This window comes from Brevibacillus sp. MS2.2 (genome assembly GCF_013284345.1).
In the GTDB taxonomy this organism is placed as follows: domain Bacteria; phylum Bacillota; class Bacilli; order Brevibacillales; family Brevibacillaceae; genus Brevibacillus; species Brevibacillus brevis_C.
The window spans coordinates 45,167-61,394 of the sequence record NZ_JABSUZ010000002.1 but is presented as its reverse complement, the minus strand read 5'-3'; the positions used below and the strand labels follow the sequence as shown (position 1 = coordinate 61,394).

The 16,228-nt window shown below is 48.2% G+C and carries 18 protein-coding genes; 14 read left to right on the top strand and 4 right to left on the bottom strand.

Annotated elements, in window-relative coordinates; genetic code table 11:
* Nucleotides 1-17: 17 nt before the first annotated feature.
* From HP568_RS01925 to HP568_RS01910, 4 genes are all read left to right on the top strand, one after another.
* Nucleotides 18-407, top strand: coding sequence for a CidA/LrgA family protein (locus HP568_RS01925; protein ID WP_048031275.1), 390 nt, complete (start codon nt 18-20; stop codon nt 405-407).
* Nucleotides 385-1,083, top strand: coding sequence for an LrgB family protein (locus HP568_RS01920; RefSeq protein WP_048031276.1), 699 nt, complete (start codon nt 385-387; stop codon nt 1,081-1,083). The genes HP568_RS01925 and HP568_RS01920 overlap by 23 nt, the downstream gene beginning before the upstream one ends.
* Nucleotides 1,084-1,246: 163 nt before the next feature.
* The gene (locus tag HP568_RS01915) at nt 1,247-2,158 is read left to right on the top strand and encodes a DMT family transporter (protein ID WP_173628156.1); all 912 of its coding nucleotides are present in this window, start codon (nt 1,247-1,249) and stop codon (nt 2,156-2,158) included.
* Between the two features lie 390 nt (nt 2,159-2,548).
* A complete protein-coding gene (locus tag HP568_RS01910; RefSeq protein ID WP_048031278.1) occupies nt 2,549-3,379 on the top strand; it encodes a protein-glutamine gamma-glutamyltransferase in 831 nt (276 codons plus the stop codon).
* A gap of 62 nt (nt 3,380-3,441) precedes the next feature.
* Here HP568_RS01910 and solA read toward each other — a convergent pair whose 3' ends face one another.
* Nucleotides 3,442-4,575, bottom strand: coding sequence for an N-methyl-L-tryptophan oxidase (solA, locus tag HP568_RS01905; protein WP_173628155.1), 1,134 nt, complete (start codon nt 4,573-4,575; stop codon nt 3,442-3,444).
* Nucleotides 4,576-4,751: 176 nt separating this feature from the next.
* Here solA and HP568_RS01900 point away from each other — a divergent pair, with 176 nt between their 5' ends.
* The 9 genes from HP568_RS01900 (at nt 4,752) to motB (ending at nt 13,703) form a co-directional block, all read left to right on the top strand.
* A complete protein-coding gene (locus HP568_RS01900) occupies nt 4,752-6,479 on the top strand; it encodes a methyl-accepting chemotaxis protein (RefSeq protein WP_048031280.1) in 1,728 nt (575 codons plus the stop codon).
* Between the two features lie 177 nt (nt 6,480-6,656).
* The gene (locus tag HP568_RS01895; protein WP_048031281.1) at nt 6,657-8,675 is read left to right on the top strand and encodes a hypothetical protein; all 2,019 of its coding nucleotides are present in this window, start codon (nt 6,657-6,659) and stop codon (nt 8,673-8,675) included.
* Between the two features lie 95 nt (nt 8,676-8,770).
* Nucleotides 8,771-9,556 (top strand): ankyrin repeat domain-containing protein, encoded by a 786-nt coding sequence (locus tag HP568_RS01890; RefSeq protein ID WP_173628154.1) that lies wholly within the window; start codon nt 8,771-8,773, stop codon nt 9,554-9,556.
* Between the two features lie 103 nt (nt 9,557-9,659).
* A complete protein-coding gene (locus HP568_RS01885; RefSeq protein ID WP_048031283.1) occupies nt 9,660-10,262 on the top strand; it encodes a flavin reductase family protein in 603 nt (200 codons plus the stop codon).
* 113 nt (nt 10,263-10,375) lie between these two features.
* Nucleotides 10,376-10,618, top strand: coding sequence for a helix-turn-helix domain-containing protein (locus HP568_RS01880; protein WP_048031284.1), 243 nt, complete (start codon nt 10,376-10,378; stop codon nt 10,616-10,618).
* Nucleotides 10,619-10,622: 4 nt separating this feature from the next.
* On the top strand, nt 10,623-11,138 hold the full coding sequence (gene def, locus HP568_RS01875) for a peptide deformylase (RefSeq protein ID WP_048031285.1): 516 nt from the start codon (nt 10,623-10,625) through the stop codon (nt 11,136-11,138).
* A gap of 124 nt (nt 11,139-11,262) precedes the next feature.
* On the top strand, nt 11,263-11,994 hold the full coding sequence (locus HP568_RS01870) for a ZIP family metal transporter (protein ID WP_048031286.1): 732 nt from the start codon (nt 11,263-11,265) through the stop codon (nt 11,992-11,994).
* A gap of 91 nt (nt 11,995-12,085) precedes the next feature.
* Entirely contained in the window at nt 12,086-12,901 is an 816-nt protein-coding gene (gene motA / locus HP568_RS01865; protein ID WP_048031287.1) for a flagellar motor stator protein MotA, read from the top strand.
* Nucleotides 12,894-13,703, top strand: coding sequence for a flagellar motor protein MotB (gene motB / locus HP568_RS01860; RefSeq protein WP_048031288.1), 810 nt, complete (start codon nt 12,894-12,896; stop codon nt 13,701-13,703). Before motA ends, motB begins: the two co-directional genes overlap by 8 nt.
* A gap of 243 nt (nt 13,704-13,946) precedes the next feature.
* Here motB and HP568_RS01855 read toward each other — a convergent pair whose 3' ends face one another.
* Complete coding sequence (locus HP568_RS01855; RefSeq protein ID WP_254550997.1) at nt 13,947-14,198, bottom strand: hypothetical protein; 252 nt, start codon at nt 14,196-14,198, stop codon at nt 13,947-13,949.
* Between the two features lie 79 nt (nt 14,199-14,277).
* A complete protein-coding gene (locus HP568_RS01850; RefSeq protein ID WP_106654126.1) occupies nt 14,278-14,661 on the bottom strand; it encodes a winged helix-turn-helix transcriptional regulator in 384 nt (127 codons plus the stop codon).
* 203 nt (nt 14,662-14,864) lie between these two features.
* Between HP568_RS01850 and HP568_RS01845 the strand changes: the two genes are divergently transcribed.
* Nucleotides 14,865-15,683, top strand: coding sequence for an alpha/beta hydrolase family protein (locus HP568_RS01845; RefSeq protein ID WP_173628153.1), 819 nt, complete (start codon nt 14,865-14,867; stop codon nt 15,681-15,683).
* Nucleotides 15,684-15,709: 26 nt separating this feature from the next.
* Here the strand turns inward: HP568_RS01845 and HP568_RS01840 are convergent, their stop codons facing one another.
* Complete coding sequence (locus HP568_RS01840) at nt 15,710-16,177, bottom strand: low molecular weight protein-tyrosine-phosphatase (protein WP_173628152.1); 468 nt, start codon at nt 16,175-16,177, stop codon at nt 15,710-15,712.
* Between the last annotated feature and the right edge of the window lie 51 nt (nt 16,178-16,228).

Below are 16,228 nucleotides of genomic sequence, written 5' to 3'. Positions count from 1 at the left end.
CAACTGGGGTGGTCTCGATGAAAAGATGGTTCTCCATCATCGCACAAGTTTTACTTTTGTTCGGCTTCACCTGGCTTGGGAAATGGGTGACCTCGTTTTTTCACCTTCCTGTTCCCGGCAGTTTGATCGGACTCGCACTTTTGTTCATATGTCTATATACTGGCTTGATTCGTCTACAGTGGGTGGAAGCAGGAGCGACTCTGTTATTCTCGCAGATGATCCTGTTTTTCGTACCTTCGTTGGTCGGGATGATGCAGTATCCATGGTTATTGGGGATAAAAGGATTGCTGGTGCTTGTGGTCGTCGTGAGCGGTTGTGCATTAGTAATGATTTCGACAGGTGTTATTGCTGAGCGACTGTTCAATCGTGGAGAGGTGAAGCAGCATGATCCTGTGGAAAACGTCTAGCGTGCTCCTGACACTCGTTTTCTTCTATGCAGCCAAACGGTTCAACAAGAAAAGACCGTCTCTGCTGTTTTCTCCGGCCATTTTGGCGCCGATTGGATTGATTCTGTTTTTGCTTTTCGCAGGCATTCCTTATCAGGTGTACAGTGAAGCGACCTCGCTCATTAGTGAGATGATGAGTGTAGTTACAGTGGCGTTTGCGATTCCGCTGTACCGGAATTGGTCGGTGTTAATGGCGCATCGCCGGATGATTTTGACGAGTCTTGCTACGGGTTCCCTCATTGCCATCATTGCAGGTGTTTCCACGACGATGCTCGTCGGATTGGGAAAAGAAGCGGCGATTAGCGTCATTCCTCGCTCGATTACCCTGCCCATTGCGGTGAGTGTAACCGAGGCAATTGGTGGTATGCCGACGATGACGGCAGTATTTGGCATGCTGACCAGCTTCGCAGGCGTTTTTTTGGCTCCCAAAATCATCAAGAGAATGAGGCTCCGTCATCCTGTTTCCATCGGCTTGATGTACGGAATGGGCGCACATGCATTGGGGATGGTAAAAGCTTTTGAACGTGGGGAAACAGAAGGAAGCAGTGCGACTTTGGCTGTGATTGCCGGAGCGATGATTACGGTGGTATGGGCGTTTACCTTGCTGCCGGTGATCATGTCGTGGCTGGCTGTGTGAAGGAAGGGGCTGTTAGATAGCCCCTTTTTGTGTTTCAATCATGGATTCTGGTTTGAAAGGATAAAAATGGAAAGTGCAACATGACCGCCGAAATGCTGGCGAAAGGTGTATGATAGAGAACAAATAAAAAGCTCCACACTCTTTCAACATGGCAGGAGGCATCATGAGACCGCTGTATATCGTCCTATTACTCTGTACCAGCTTCCTTTGGGGAGGCAATTTTGTTGTCGGTAAATTTCTTGTCGGGCACGCGTCTTCCTTAACGCTGACCAATTTGCGCTGGCTCATTGCTGTTGTTTGCTTGTTGCCGGTTGTTTGGATACGCGAAAAGCGGATTTTTCCAACGCGAGAAGCACTTCTTCCTTTGATCGTGATGGGAGTAACTGGTGTAGCACTTTTTAATTTATTCATGTTTTGGGCACTTGAACGGACAGACGCGACCAATGTCGGTCTATTGTCCACGCTGAATCCGGTTTCGATCGCGATTTTTTCCTTTTTGCTGATGGGCGATAAAATTCGACCATTGCAGATTGTCGCGATGCTTGTCTCGTTTGCAGGCGTGCTTGTAGTGATGACAAAAGGAGACTTCGCACACTTGTCCCAATTGCACTTTAACACAGGGGATCTGTGGATGCTCGCCGCTGTCGCCATGTGGGGGATTTACTCCGTATGCGGGCGGTGGGCGATGAAGACGGTCTCGCCGATGATGTCCACACTGTACTCGGGGATTTTCGGTGTCGCGCTGATGCTGCCCTTTAATGTCACCACATTTACGATCAGCAACACAGACTGGACGTTTTGGCTGTCGCTGTTCTACGTTGGTGTAATGGCGACTGTCGTCAGCATGGTGTTGTGGAATATCGGTGTACAAAAGGTCGGCGCAACCTCAGCCGGTATGTTCCTCAATTTCAATCCTATTTTTACAGCCATTCTCGCCTTTCTTTTGCTCGGGGAGCGTATGACCTTCATCCAATTGCTCGGCAGTGTAATCGTCATTGTCGGCTGCTATATGTTCTCGCGTTTAAAACATGTCACGACTCCGACCGCACATTCAGTCAAACAAGCACAAGGCTAAAAAGATCCCACGTCTGGTCAAACAGGCGGGGGATTTTTTTATTAGAAGGTATCGATCAGCGCACAAGGCTAGTAAGAAGAAAAAGCACAGGGCTCGTAGACCTTGACAACGCCTACCCAGTCGGAACTACAAAAAGGGGACCACGCTTGTCGAACACTTCTCCCTTGAGAATCTTCCGCCCGTAGGGTGGCTTTGGCTCGACGGTCCCCTTTTTGTAATGGAGACGTCCAGTGAATCCCCCCTGCTGGCGTGTCAGAGTCGAAGAGAACTGTGCTTTTTCTTCTCCTCCACTATGTTCCGTGTTTCTCTAATGGTTTTTCTAAGTCGATCACTTGGACATGGGCATTCGCATACAAATAAGAAGGACAGTGTGTGAAGGGGAGGTTGTATATGATCGTCATAGCGGGAAGACCAGCTAATCCCGCCTCGTTGGCAGCAGAATGGGGATTAAATGCGGTACAGCGTGAAACGGTAGCGATTATGGCACGTAGTGATGAAACATTTGAATATCCGACTCCTGAGCTCCTGCAATTTGAACTGAAAATGCGTGATCATCTGGTGAGGTCTGCCTTGGCACTGAACGAAAGCGGCCTGGCCTTTTCTACTTTTGAAGAATCTCGTGCCAATCCAGCATACTGGATTCGAACTGACCAGGGCGGATTCCGCTTGCGACCGGGAGTACTGCCATCCAGCGGGATTATCAATATTTTTCGTGAGGGCCAAAAATACGCTACGGAGTGCGCTACGGCAATGGTCATTATCATTTATCATGCAGTCCTACAGTCCATTCGTTTACCCGATTTTGAGCGAATGTTTTCGGACATCTTGTTATATGACTGGCGGTACGATCAGGATCTGGACTTGCAAACATTACGGACAAATACCTTCTTGCCTGGTGATGTGATTTATTTTGCCAATCCTGATTACGATCGCGCGACACCGCAGTGGCAAGGGGAAAATGCAGTAGTTCTCGGCAATGGCTTGTATTACGGGCATGGTGCGGGGATCAAACGAGCGAGTGAGATGGTAGCATTTTTGAATGAACAACGAAGAGCGGGAGCAATGAGGTCTGCCTATCTGGTCAATCAGGCGACTCGGCCTGGTTTCGCCTACCTGTTTCCCTACGACAACGGTCGTTCCACCATGAGAGCTTCTGGACTTCCCATACAAGTGAGCAGTCGAATTTCAGCGCAGATCGGATCTTTGTCTTGGGAGTGGTAAAACGAACAAAAGCCTCCTGCCATAAAATGCGGCGAGAGGCTTTTTCGCTCATTAGCGTGTGTTCAGGAGAATCGCTTCCAAGAAAACATAGACAGATCTAGGGAGGATGCTCCCTCTACCAGCAGTTGGCTGGTCGCTTCCCCGATCGCACTGGCGAATTTAAAACCGTGCCCGGAAAAGCCTGCTGCAAATACAAGCTGTGAATGTTCAGGATGACGGTCAATGACGAAATGCTCATCCGGTGTCATGGTGTAAATGCATACCTTGCCTTGTCGCAATGGTCCGGCTGCTCCAGGCATATACGCTTCCAAAAAAGAGCGAACATCGCCTTCGTCTGACAAATAGGTGCCAAAGGTACGTTCCAGTTTGTCGGGATCGATGACTTGACCTCCGTCGTGGCGTCCGATTTTTACACCACTGCCATCCAAGCTGGGAAATCCGTAGAACATGGAGTCATGAAGGCGAAAGATGAAAGCGGGAAAGCCATCCGCACTGTACTGGCTCTCATCAGCACCAAACCAGGCGACCGTTTTGCGTGTAGGCGTGAGCGGGATGGACAAGCCCAATGAGTCAAGGAGAGAACCATTCCAAGCACCGGCGGATAGAAGGACTTTATCGCTGTGGTAGCTGGCAGATTCCGTATGCACGATGAACCCGTTTCCTGCCGGTTCCAACTGCGTGACTGGCGTGTTCGTCAACAGCGCAGCTCCTCGGGCAAGGGCGAGCTCCCGATAGGCGCGAATGCCGTTTTCGCAATAAAGTACACCTGAGGCAGGCTCCAGGCAACCGTAGTAATCAGCAGGCAGATGGATTCCGGGCCAGCGTTGCATGACCTCATCGGCACGGAGTACTTCCAACGGCAGGGAGTACTGCTCGGCGCTCTCCCGAATTTCATTCAGGAAAGGACAATGCAAGGGTCCAGCGTTCAAAACACCTGTTTTGGCGAAAATCGGTATGCCGGATGCTTGTTCCAATTCTGACCACAACTGTTGTGCACGCAACGCAAGCGGGACGTACTGTTTTCCTTCTCCATACGCATGGCGAATGATACGGGTATCCCCATGATGGCTGCCCATCGTGTGTGGGGGATCAAAGGCGTCGATCATGAGTGTGCGCACGCCCTGCTTCGCCAGATAGTAGCCTGCTGCCATTCCCATCGATCCTGCTCCAACAATAATGACGTCGTAGTTTTGCATCAACCGTCCTCCATTCCGCTTTATTTTCATCTATCTTACAGGAGTTTTCTGAATTGTGGATTATCATTTTTGTGTAAAGATCCATTTTTTTGTGCGCAATAAGGTTTATTCCATCAATTGGGCGGGAAAAGGAGATTACGCTATCATCATAAGTCAAGAAAAGTGGTGTTTACGAAATGAAATGGACGATCGGAAAAAAATTAGGTAGTGCGTACGCGCTGATCCTGGTTATTATGCTGTTTATGGGGATCACGACCATTACCAAGATGCAACAGATGAATCAGAAGATGGTGGAAATGAATACGAATTGGCGCCCAGGTCTGGAAGATATTTTGAAGATCAACATGACACTGGAAACCATTTACGGAGTTACGCAAACCATGCTTACGTCAGAGAGCATGGATGACAAGAACAAGTATGCTAAGCAAGTCGATGACCAATTTGCCTATATGGACGGCTTATTGACCAGTTATGAAAAAACGATTTTCGGTGAAGAAGACCGTAATAATTTTGAAGGATTGAAGCAGGCACTGAAAAATTATGAGGAATTCAGTCCGCAATATGTGGCAATCGCCAAAAAGGTAGACATCAGAAGACCAGCTACCGATGCAGATATGGCCGAGCTGGATCGCATCAAGAAAAAAGGCAGTGAATTGTTTTTAGAACGCAAGAAATATTTGGATGCCATGATGACGTATAACAGTGAGGGAGCACAACGCGCCGGTACGGAAAGTACGGAACTGTATGAGTCAGTCAAGCGGGACATGATTATTATCATGGTTATCTCTGTCATTGCATGTGTAGCACTGGCTGTCGTACTGACTACAAGCATTCGTCAACCGATTTTGCGTTTGATGGAAGAGATGAAGAAAGTTGCCGATGGAGATTTGCGAGCAGAGCCATTGGTTGTCAAAACTCGTGACGAGATTTTGGATCTGACGAATTCGTTCAATGAGATGACAAGCAGTTTAACAACGGTCATTCGTCAGGTAGGCGGAACTTCTGAGCAGGTAGCCGCATCGGCTGAGCAATTGACGGCAAGTGCCGATCAGACGAGCAGGGCCACCGAACAAATTGCTGTTACTGTTCAGGAGGTGGCAGCAGGCGTTGATCGCCAGGTAGTGAGTGTAGAGAATGGGGCGAAATCCATTGATGACATGTCACGAGGAATTCGTCAAATCGCAAATAATGCACAGCAAACATCCAATATGGTGAGCGAAGTAGCCAACATGGCAGGAGAAGGGAACCAGTCGATTCAGGAAGCGGTTCAACAAATGAATGCGATCCACGCTTCCATGCGTGAGCTCTCATCCGTGGTAGACGGTCTGGGTAATCATTCTCAAGCAATCGGAGAGATCATCGAGGTCATTACAGGCATTGCGGATCAGACCAATCTGCTCGCCCTCAATGCAGCGATCGAAGCAGCACGCGCAGGAGAACACGGCCGTGGGTTCGCGGTTGTAGCAGATGAAGTACGGAAGCTGGCAGAGCAATCAGCACAGTCCGCCCAAAAAATTGCGCAGTTGATCAGTACGATTCAGACAGATACAAAAGTCGCGGTCGAATCGATGGAAACAGGCACCCGGGAAGTACAAGAAGGGATTCGTGTCGTTCATCGTGCGGGCGAAACTTTCGGTCAAATTCAGAACTCGATTGGCACAGTAGCCGACCAGATACACAACGTTTCTGCATCTGCTCAGGAAGTGTCTGCCCATTCCGAACAGGTTGTACAAGCGATGGAACTGGTCAGCGAAGTTTCCGACTTGACTGCTGATGGCACGCAAAACGTTTCCGCTGCTACACAGCAGCAGCTCGCATCTATGGAGGAAATCGCTTCGTCAGCGACAGCTCTTTCCAATATGGCAGAAGAGCTACAGCACATGATTCGCCGATTTAAGGTGTAGGCATATACCGTACAAACGAACGCAAAAACGCCAAAGTGATTGGCGTTTTTGTTTTTTTTAGAAAAAGTTAATCTTTACGAAATAGTTCATTAAGAACAGGTTTAGTAGGAGTTTATCTCTACCGACTACGATAGATTCAGAGGGTTGATCCCCCATCGTAGACAAGGAGATGATCGTATGAAGAAAACGAAAAAGCACCTCTCACTACTTTTACTCGCGTCGATGCTTGGAACAGGGGTAGCGGTTCCTTTCAACGTTCTGAACATGGATACAGTAGCGAGAGCAGCCTCTCATGATAAGCAGGACGAAAGCGAAGCTGTCGAGGTAACGAGCATTAAGTCTCTGAATGCGATTACACTAGAGATCACCTTTGCAGAGCCGCTCAGCTCTGAAGAAGTGGCACTCAACAACGCACAGAAAAACTTCGAATTTGATAACGACCTATCCATTCGAAATGTTCCACAGCTAAAAACTGGATTCAAATCGACCTACATCGTACCTACTACTCCGCAAGAGGAAGGAACGACGTATACCTTCAGCTACAAAGGCGAGGAAGCAGGCACTTTCACAGCCAACACAGAACAAATCAATATGAGAGAGGCACGTCAGGTAGACAATGATACCATTGAGCTAGAGTCGCGCCTGAGTGACCGCGTAACGGATTACGGGAATGTAATCGAAGCGTACGCAGGCAAACGAGGCGGTCTAGACTTTGAACTGGATGAGGACAACCGTTACAAAGGCAAGGAATACCAAATCATCTCTTCCTTGCGCGGTACACAAGTAACTCTGACACCAAGAAACGGTGAGCCGATCATTGCTACTTATGTTCCGTTCACCCAGAATACGGATGGTCGTCAAGAACCGAAATTCCGTCTGCCAGAGGGGGAGCAGCTTGAGCCGGGTGTCACTTACACCGTTTCCGCTGACTGGGCTGTTTTCCGTGACGCTAGCTTTACGGCGAAAGATATCGATCCACTTACCATCCAGTCTGTAGAAGCAACAAGTGAAACAACACTCGATGTCACACTGCGACGAGATCCGCGCGAAGAGATTTTTCCACTCCGCAGAATCACGTTGACAGCTCCAGATGGAACAGAGCTGGTTGCCCAATATCAATTTACGACGCGCAAAGGAACAACGGGAACGTTTGAAATCATGAACGGCGAAGAGCTTGCTTCAAATGTCACCTATCAGGTAGAACCAGTAGGCGAATGGGCTACAGCGCGAAACGTGTCTGTAACAACGGATGCCCAACCAGATGAAAATGCAGAAGTACGTAGCATCAAGTCGCTCAATCCGATTACATTGGAAGTTACTTTCTCTGCCCCACTCGTAACAGAAGATCTGGCACTTGCGCAAGCACAGGAAAATTTCCAATTTGATAACGGTTTGACGATTCGCAATATCCCGCAGTTAAAAACAGGGACAACCGCTACTTACTTTGTTCCAACGACGCCTCAGGCTTCTGACATGACTTACACGTTGACATACAAAGACGATGAGGCAGGCACTTTTGAAACAAACAGCGATAGGCTGGACATGGTCGAAGCTCGTCAGGTAGCGTACGATACGATTGAGATCGAATCAAGCCTGCGCGCTGGCGTAACGGACTATGAAAATGTGATTGCGGCTAATGTCGGGAAACGAAATGGTCTGGACTTTGTCTTGGATGAAAACAATCGCTACCGTGGAAAGAGCTATGAGATCATTTCATCTCTGAGAACGGCACAAGTGTACATCACGCCAGAGGGTGGCGAGCCAATCGTAGCGACGTACGTTCCATTTACACAAGCCACAGATGGCCGTCAGGAGCCAAAATTCCGTTTGCCGGCAGGGGAGACACTGATTCCAGGCGTAGAATACACCGTTACATCTGATTGGGCGGATATTAAGGATGCCAAGTTCACTGCAAAAGCGATCAACCCGCTTACGATTCGCTCTGTAAAAGAAGTAAACGAAACTACGCTGGAGGTTAGACTCAGCACGGACCCGCGTGATGAACTGTTTGCTTTCCGTCAAATCATGCTTACAGCACCAGATGGGACAGAGCTTGTTGCCCAATACAAGGTCACAACACGCAAAGGCGCTACGGGAATCTTTGAGATCATGAACGGCGGCAAATTAGAGCCAAACACCATGTATTCCGTTACTCCTGTAGGGCAATGGGCAGGACTGACCTTCACGACAAAATAATCACGAACGAAACCTCTTAACAGGCAATCTAAGCTCGGTACGCAACCGGGCTTAGGCCTATATCTCAATGACATACCAAGGAGGAAGGTGCCGAAATGTACAAACTCATTCTCACTGCAATCCCATTCGGAATGCTGTTGACTGGCTGCATGGATGAATCGTCCACAACAGCTCCGGCTGTAACGACCGCACAGCAGCAACAACAACAACCAGCAACACCACAGCCACCGCAACAACAGTCTCAACCAGGGAAAAAACCAACTCTCTCTCAAGAAGAAGTGAAGGAACTGAATAAAAAACTGCTCTCTGCCGCATCCGAGGGCAAAACCGATGAAGTCAAGGCTAGCTTGGCAGCAGGGGCTGAGATAAACGCACAGGATGATCGTGGAAGAACAGCGGCGATGGCGGCTACACACGGCAATCATGTGGAAACAGTCAAGGTCCTCATCGAAGCAGGAGCGGACATCAATATTCAGGACGACCGGCAAGATAATCCGTTCTTGTATGCGGGAGCAGAAGGATACCTAGAGATCTTGAAGCTGGTTATCGATGCAGGTCCAGATACGAAGATTTATAACCGCTACGGAGGAACACCTTTGATTCCAGCGGCAGAACATGGGTATGTGGAAGTAGCAAAGGAGCTTCTTACCCGGACGGATGTAGACGTCAACCATGTGAACAATCCGGGATGGACAGCATTGATGGAAGCAATCGTATTGAATGATGGCGGAAAAAAACAACAAGAGATGATCCAACTGTTAATCGACCACGGTGCTGATGTGAACATCCCGGATAGCGAAGGAAAAACACCTCTGTATCGTGCAAAAGAACGAGGTTATCACGAGATTGTACAAATCCTGCAAAAAGCAGGAGCACGCTAATTTGTGAAGGTAAGCATACATTCATACTTCGAGCGCGATGGAAATAATCCTCGACTAGAATGAGTCATAGCAAGATTGATTCTAGTCAAAGGAGGCTATGTTCATGACTAGCCATACGACCATTCAGCCGAAGATTTTGTATTACGGAACTCCCGTCGTCCTGTTGACGACTGAAAATGAAGACGGAACAACGAATATTAGCCCCATTTCATCGTCTTGGGCGTTAGGAAATTATGTCATTCTGGGACTCGGGTTTGGCTCGCATGGATTGGAAAATTTGCGTCAGCGGCCGGAGTGTGTCATCAATTTGCCAGATGCCTCGATGTGGCAGCAAGTGGAAGCATTAGCCCCACTAACAGGCCGCAATCCCGTACCCGACTATAAAAAGGAGCTGGGCTTCCGCTATGAAGCGGATAAGTTTCAGACAGCCAAGCTGACTCCTGTTGATTCTGCTATCGTTCGTCCAAAGCGAGTGGGGGAATGCCCGCTTCAACTCGAAGCAATCGTCCGCACCATCCGTTTTCCGGAATATGCCGACATGTTTGCGATTGTGGAGACAGAAGTGCGTCACGTCCATGCAGACAAACAGATTGTTCAAAGTGCTCATCACGTGAACCCTCAAGCATGGAATCCGCTGATTTACAACTTCCGCCATTATTTTGGTCTGAGTGATCAGTTGGGAAAAACATATCGATCAGAAACGTAGAACATCAAAAACGCCAAGGATTTGGCGTTTTTTTATTTCTGTATGCAAAAATATGGTATATTAGGTGTTGCCTAATAAAATTAGTTAATACCAAAAAAATGAGGGGTGAAAAGATGCTTGTTTGGATGTTGCGAAAAGTCATGGCAGAAAGAGAAGTTTGGACGGGAGCCGCTTTAGCAAGGCTGTTGAAAGAGAAAGCAAATTACAGTCTATCTCCAGCCTCCATCAGTGCTTTACTAACCGGTCAACCCAAACAAATGAAAGCCGAGACACTTGATGCACTCTGTACAGCTCTGGAGTGTACACCAAATGACTTGTGGGCATATACACCGCCTAATAGAGTGAAGGGAGCATAAAAAGATGGCAGTGAAACAAATTTTGCCTTTTGGAGACCCAATCTTGCGCAAAGTAGCCAAGCCAGTGGATGAGCTGAATGCAAAAACGTTCAAGCTGCTGGATGAGATGGCTGAAACCTTATATGCCACGGACGGCCGTGCTGGCCTTGCCGCACCACAGGTAGGCATTCTTCGGAGAGTGATTGTCATGGATTGCGGAGATGGATTAATTGAGCTCATCAATCCGGAAATCATAGAGAAGAGTGGCGAACAAATCGGAATGGAAGCTTGCTTATCTTTTCCGGGTTACTATGGCAATGTAAAGAGAGCCGAGCATGTAAAGGTAAAGACGTTGAACAGACAAGGCGAGGAAATGATCCTTACTGGAGACGGGTTCCTTGCTGTTTGTATGCAGCATGAAATCGACCATTTAGACGGAATTTTATTTGTGGATCATGTTCAGGAAAAATGGCTGTATCATGAAAAAACAAGACAAAAAATCGATTTGCTGGATGTGATCCGTTTAACAAAAAAGGCCTAACAAAAAGGCGTACCATATCCATTCGGGAAATATGATAGTAGAAGGCCGTTTGTTCCGGATATCTTTTTACGTGAACCTAAATGGTATCATCTGAAGAGCGGCATTATTACGTGGAGGAACATACATGGAACAACTACTGATAGGTAGCTTTCTTTCTGCCATGGCTACTGGTGTGGGCGCCTTGCCTATCCTTTTTTTCAAGTCGGTATCCCATCGATGGCGGGATATATTGCTGGCGTTTACGGCTGGAATTATGGTGGCTGCCTCGACATTCAGTCTGATCCCACAGGCACTTCAGAGCGCGCCATTTATTATCGTTTGTTTGGGAGTGCTTACCGGAACATTGATGCTTACAGTGTTGGAAAGCATTGTCCCGCATATCGATCTGGAGCATACGAGAATCAACATTTCGATGGATTCGCAATCGCTGCTGATTTTGTCCGCGATTACCTTGCACAATATTCCAGAGGGCTTGTCCGTTGGTGTGAGCTATTCGAGTGAACAGTCTGGCTTGGGTGGCCTGATTTCTTTTGCAATTGGTCTGCAAAATGCACCAGAAGGCTTCCTGGTCGCTCTCTTTCTGATTAATCAAAGGGTTAGTCGTCTCAAGGCGTTTATTTTGGCTACGATGACCGGAGCCGTCGAAATCGTCTCTGGGATCTGTGGCTATTACCTGACCTCTGTGGTTCAAGGGCTGGTGCCATACGGGCTTTCCTTTGCCGCAGGCGCGATGCTGTTTATTGTTTACAAGGAGCTCATCCCCGAAAGCCATGGAGATGGTCATGCTCGTTCCGCGACTTTTTCGTTCATCCTGGGACTTTTGGTCATGATTGGACTAGTTCAGTCGTTTGGATGAGTGGTTTTTTTCAAAAAGCCTCATAAGTGAGAGCAAAAATTCCGAAACCATATATAGATAGATTTCGATTATGGAAGTAGGGAGTGTCACGATGGAAAAGTCTACCTTGATAGGTATAGTTTTAGGTATTATTGCGGTAGTGGTCGGGATGATCTTGAAGCATGCGAGTCCGGCGGCATTACTGAATCCAGCAGCATTTATGATCATCATCGTAGGTACTATTGCTGCTATCTGTAATGCATTTCCTATGTCGGAAATCAAACGTATTCCTGCTCTTTTCAAGATAATTTTTAAAGAAGAAAAGCTCCCTGAAAAAAAAGAATTGATCGGTCAGTTTATGAACTGGGCTTCCATCGCTCGTCGTGAAGGATTGCTTGCACTGGAAAACACTTCTGATGAGATTGAAGATCCATTTCTGCGTAACGGCATGAAGATGATCATTGACGGTGGGGAACCGGATTTTGTTCGCGATGTTCTGAATGAAGAAATTCACGCTATTGAAGAGCGCCATCAGGCAGGGGCCCTCGTCTTTAGCCAAGCGGGAAGCTACGCTCCGACTCTCGGGGTATTGGGTGCGGTTGTCGGTCTGATTGCCGCCCTGGGTAACTTGAGTGATATCGATGCGCTGGGTGTATCCATTGCGGCTGCGTTCGTAGCTACCTTGCTCGGTATTTTCACGGGGTACGTATTGTGGCATCCGTTCGCGACCAAGCTCAAACGGAAATCAAAAGCAGAAATCGAAATCAAAAAAATCATGGTCGAAGGACTGCTCTCCATTCAAGCAGGTGTATCCCCGACTGCGATTGAACAAAAGCTGCTGGTTTACATCCCGTACCAAGAGCGTGCGGAAATGAAAGAAGAAATGAAGGAAGAGAAGAGGGAGGAAGGAGCTGCGGTAAATGGCTAAGCGACCAAAGAGACATGCTCATCATGAAGAGCATATGGACGAGTCTTGGCTAATTCCATACGCGGACTTGCTCACCCTTCTGCTCGCTTTGTTTATCGTGTTGTTCGCCTCTAGCGAGATGGATGCGAAGAAGTTCGACCAAATGGTTCGCTCCTTCAACATTGCTATGAACGGCGGTGTAGGTGTCATGAACTACCCGAGTCCGGTGCCGCTAGACCCGGAACTTCAGCAGCAAACCTTGCACAAAGGCGCACAGGAAGCAGAAAAACAGAAGACAGAAGAAGAAAAGCGTCTGGAAGAAGCGGTCCGCAAAGAGACAGAGGACTTGAAAAAGCTACAGACACAGCTCGAAGGATACATTCAGCAAAACAAGCTGCAGGACAAGCTCCAGACGAAGCTCACCGAAGAAGGACTGCTGATCACCATTTTGGACAATGCGCTGTTTGACTCCGGTAAAGCTGATCTGAAACCGGAAGCGAGAAAGCTTGCGTCTGAAATGGCAGCGATGCTGGTGCCTCACCCGAAAAAAGTGACCGTAACCGGTCATACGGACAATGTGCCGATTCGCCGAGCAGAGTTCCCATCCAACTGGGATCTCAGTGCCAAACGTTCCGTTAACTTCTTGAAGGTGCTTCTGGAAAACAAGAACCTAGACCCGACGAAGTTCAGCGCGACAGGCTTGGGAGAATACCATCCGGTAGCGCCGAATACGACGGCAGAAGGCAGAGCGAAAAACAGACGGGTAGAGGTAGCGATCCTGCGTGATCTGGCTTCTCCTCCGAAAAATACTGTGAATCCGTAATAACAAAAAGGATAGCTTCCTCGGGAGGCTATCCTTTTTTCGTTTTATAGTAGCTGTAGTGGAGGGGAAAGAAGCCCATTTCCAGTCTACGCTTCGGCCTACGCCCAGTGAGGAATTAGACTGTCCGCTCTGAAATAAATGTCGGGAGCGCTTCAAAACAGAAAACGTTACATCGTTTTTGTATGTGATAAAAGCTGAAAACCCCCGTCATTTATTTCAGAGCTAAGGAGGGCTCCAGAAGCGCTAGGACTGGAAAAGTGCTTCTTCCAACGCGGCTATTGTATTCATCTTGAAAGCAGCATTCACGGGGTCTATTACTTTTTTAAAAAAGAAGGTGGAATCCCGAACAGTTCGCAGAGGAAACAGGAGAAAACAGCGAAGATCTTTGGACACACCTACCGAGGCGCAGTGAAAAAAAGAGAAACTGCCTTTAGCGTCCACCTCTGAGAAGCCTCCTGAATAGTCGACTTTGGACGCGGTTTCTCTTTTTTTCACGGAGCCGGGCACCCCCTGCTCCCGCGCAGGTGTTCCAAGAAGCTGAGCGTTTTCTCCTGTTTCCTCCCCACCACAGCAGCTAGTCAGAGGACGACTCCCCCAACGCCAGCTTCAATTGCCCCATCCGCATTTCGCCCCACTCATACATCATTTCCACAATGGGCAACAGAGTCATCCCCAACTCCGTCATGGAATACTCCACGCGTGGGGGAACCTCCGGGTATACTTCCCGGTGAACAATTCCGTCTTCGATTAGTTCTTTTAACTGATTCGTCAGCATTTTATGTGTGATTTTTGGAAACAGCCGTTGCAGCTCGCTAAAGCGATGCGGGCCTTCTACGCCTAAATGCCACAGAATCACGACTTTCCATTTTCCGCTGAACATAGACAAGGTCAGCTCCTTGGAACAGGTGAAATCACCGTTTTTTATTTTTTCCAAGGTTTCTTTCCGCAAGTCGGACATAGTTTTCTCCTCACAATCCTATCTTCGGTGCAACAGCTCCAGCAAAACTGGCATTCCTATGTTGCACCTCGTTCTCTTCCATCATAAACGGTGCAGGATGATTTTTCATTGAGTTTTCCAGTTCATCTTGACAGCGTTCATGAAAATGAAGATAATAATCATAATAACTAAGTAAACAACTCGGAATAGTAAAATTAAAAGAGGTGAGTTCTTTGGAACGGATTTTGCAAATACCTAGCGACACGATTTCGTTGACGGCTACCCTGCATGAACCTACATGCATAACAGGCAAGACCAGAGTGAAGTACCCGTTGGTTGTCATTTGCCATGGCTTTATCGGCAGTCGAGTTGGAGTGAATCGCTTGTTTGTAAAAGCTGCCAGAGAACTGGCTTCACACGGTTTTGGCGTATTGCGCTTCGATTACGGAGGCTGCGGGGAGAGCGACGGGAATTATGGTGCAGGTGGATTGGATGTCCTGCTTGCGCAAACAGGTGATGTTCTCGACCATGTTTTCACACTGGAACAAGTAGATCAAGAGCGTGTGTGCCTGCTAGGTCATAGTTTGGGTGGTGCAGTTAGTGTCCTGACAGCGAGCCAGGATAAACGTATACACTCGCTCATCCTATGGGCACCGGTAGCACGCCCCTTTGATGATATCGTTCGGATCGTGGGGGAGAAAGAATACAAGGAAGCACTGTCATACGGCAAAACGGATCATTTGGGCTACGGATTGGAGAAGCGCTTTTTCCAGTCGCTGGGTACCGCTCTTCCGCTGCGTCAAGCCAAGCAGTTTGAGGGAGATGTATTAATCCTGCATGGCAATCGGGATGACGTCATTGCGGTGGATGCCATGTTCCATTATGAGCGAGAGCTGCATCTGCGAAGACGGGGGAGCTGCGAAACAGAAGTAGTTGTAGGGGGAGACCATACCTTTTCCTCGACAGATAGCTACAAACGCTTGATTGCAAGTACGAAGAGCTGGTTAAATCGACTGCTTGAGAAGGAGACGGTCGCCGTATAAGAAAAAGGGATGGCCCTGATGACGGGCTATCCCTTTTTTGCATTGGCTTTGATTTCGTTCAGCAGCCCGTGGCAACCTGCATTCACCAAGTCATACACATACGTGAATCGCCCCGTATAGTAAGGGTCCTCCACATTTTGTTCCTGGGCAGAAGCGGCAAATTCGAGCAGTCGATATACCTTTTTCCCTGACGGAGCCATCTGCTTGAGTGCGGACAAATTTTCCTCATCCATGCAGATGATATAGTCGTACTCTGAGAAGTCCTGTGTGATAATTTGGCGAGCACGCAGTGTGTCATGTGCAATCCCATTCTCGGTCAATACCTTTTGTGTACCTTTGTGCGGAGGTTCACCTGCGTGCCAGCCACCGATCCCTGCTGAATCGATGGAGATTTCCCCTGCCAATCCCTCCGCCTCTACGAGATGGCGAAATACAGCTTCGGCCATGGGCGAGCGACAAATATTGCCCAGACAAACGAACAAGACGGTTGTCATATGTAGGCTCCTCTCTTCCTGTGTGTGATGCTTCTGTATGTTAGAATACCA

Bases quoted from the DNA above. Each gene is read 5' to 3' on its own strand.
- HP568_RS01885 (WP_048031283.1), top strand. From the start codon at position 9,660: ATGACTAGCCATACGACCATTCAGCCGAAGATTTTGTATTACGGAACT.
- def (WP_048031285.1), top strand. From the start codon at position 10,623: ATGGCAGTGAAACAAATTTTGCCTTTTGGAGACCCAATCTTGCGCAAA.
- HP568_RS01850 (WP_106654126.1), bottom strand. From the start codon at position 14,661: ATGTCCGACTTGCGGAAAGAAACCTTGGAAAAAATAAAAAACGGTGAT.
- motA (WP_048031287.1), top strand. From the start codon at position 12,086: ATGGAAAAGTCTACCTTGATAGGTATAGTTTTAGGTATTATTGCGGTA.
- HP568_RS01870 (WP_048031286.1), top strand. From the start codon at position 11,263: ATGGAACAACTACTGATAGGTAGCTTTCTTTCTGCCATGGCTACTGGT.
- solA (WP_173628155.1), bottom strand. From the start codon at position 4,575: ATGCAAAACTACGACGTCATTATTGTTGGAGCAGGATCGATGGGAATG.
- HP568_RS01895 (WP_048031281.1), top strand. From the start codon at position 6,657: ATGAAGAAAACGAAAAAGCACCTCTCACTACTTTTACTCGCGTCGATG.
- HP568_RS01880 (WP_048031284.1), top strand. From the start codon at position 10,376: ATGCTTGTTTGGATGTTGCGAAAAGTCATGGCAGAAAGAGAAGTTTGG.
- HP568_RS01900 (WP_048031280.1), top strand. From the start codon at position 4,752: ATGAAATGGACGATCGGAAAAAAATTAGGTAGTGCGTACGCGCTGATC.
- HP568_RS01920 (WP_048031276.1), top strand. From the start codon at position 385: ATGATCCTGTGGAAAACGTCTAGCGTGCTCCTGACACTCGTTTTCTTC.
- HP568_RS01925 (WP_048031275.1), top strand. From the start codon at position 18: ATGAAAAGATGGTTCTCCATCATCGCACAAGTTTTACTTTTGTTCGGC.
- HP568_RS01910 (WP_048031278.1), top strand. From the start codon at position 2,549: ATGATCGTCATAGCGGGAAGACCAGCTAATCCCGCCTCGTTGGCAGCA.
- HP568_RS01840 (WP_173628152.1), bottom strand. From the start codon at position 16,177: ATGACAACCGTCTTGTTCGTTTGTCTGGGCAATATTTGTCGCTCGCCC.
- HP568_RS01890 (WP_173628154.1), top strand. From the start codon at position 8,771: ATGTACAAACTCATTCTCACTGCAATCCCATTCGGAATGCTGTTGACT.
- motB (WP_048031288.1), top strand. From the start codon at position 12,894: ATGGCTAAGCGACCAAAGAGACATGCTCATCATGAAGAGCATATGGAC.
- HP568_RS01915 (WP_173628156.1), top strand. From the start codon at position 1,247: ATGAGACCGCTGTATATCGTCCTATTACTCTGTACCAGCTTCCTTTGG.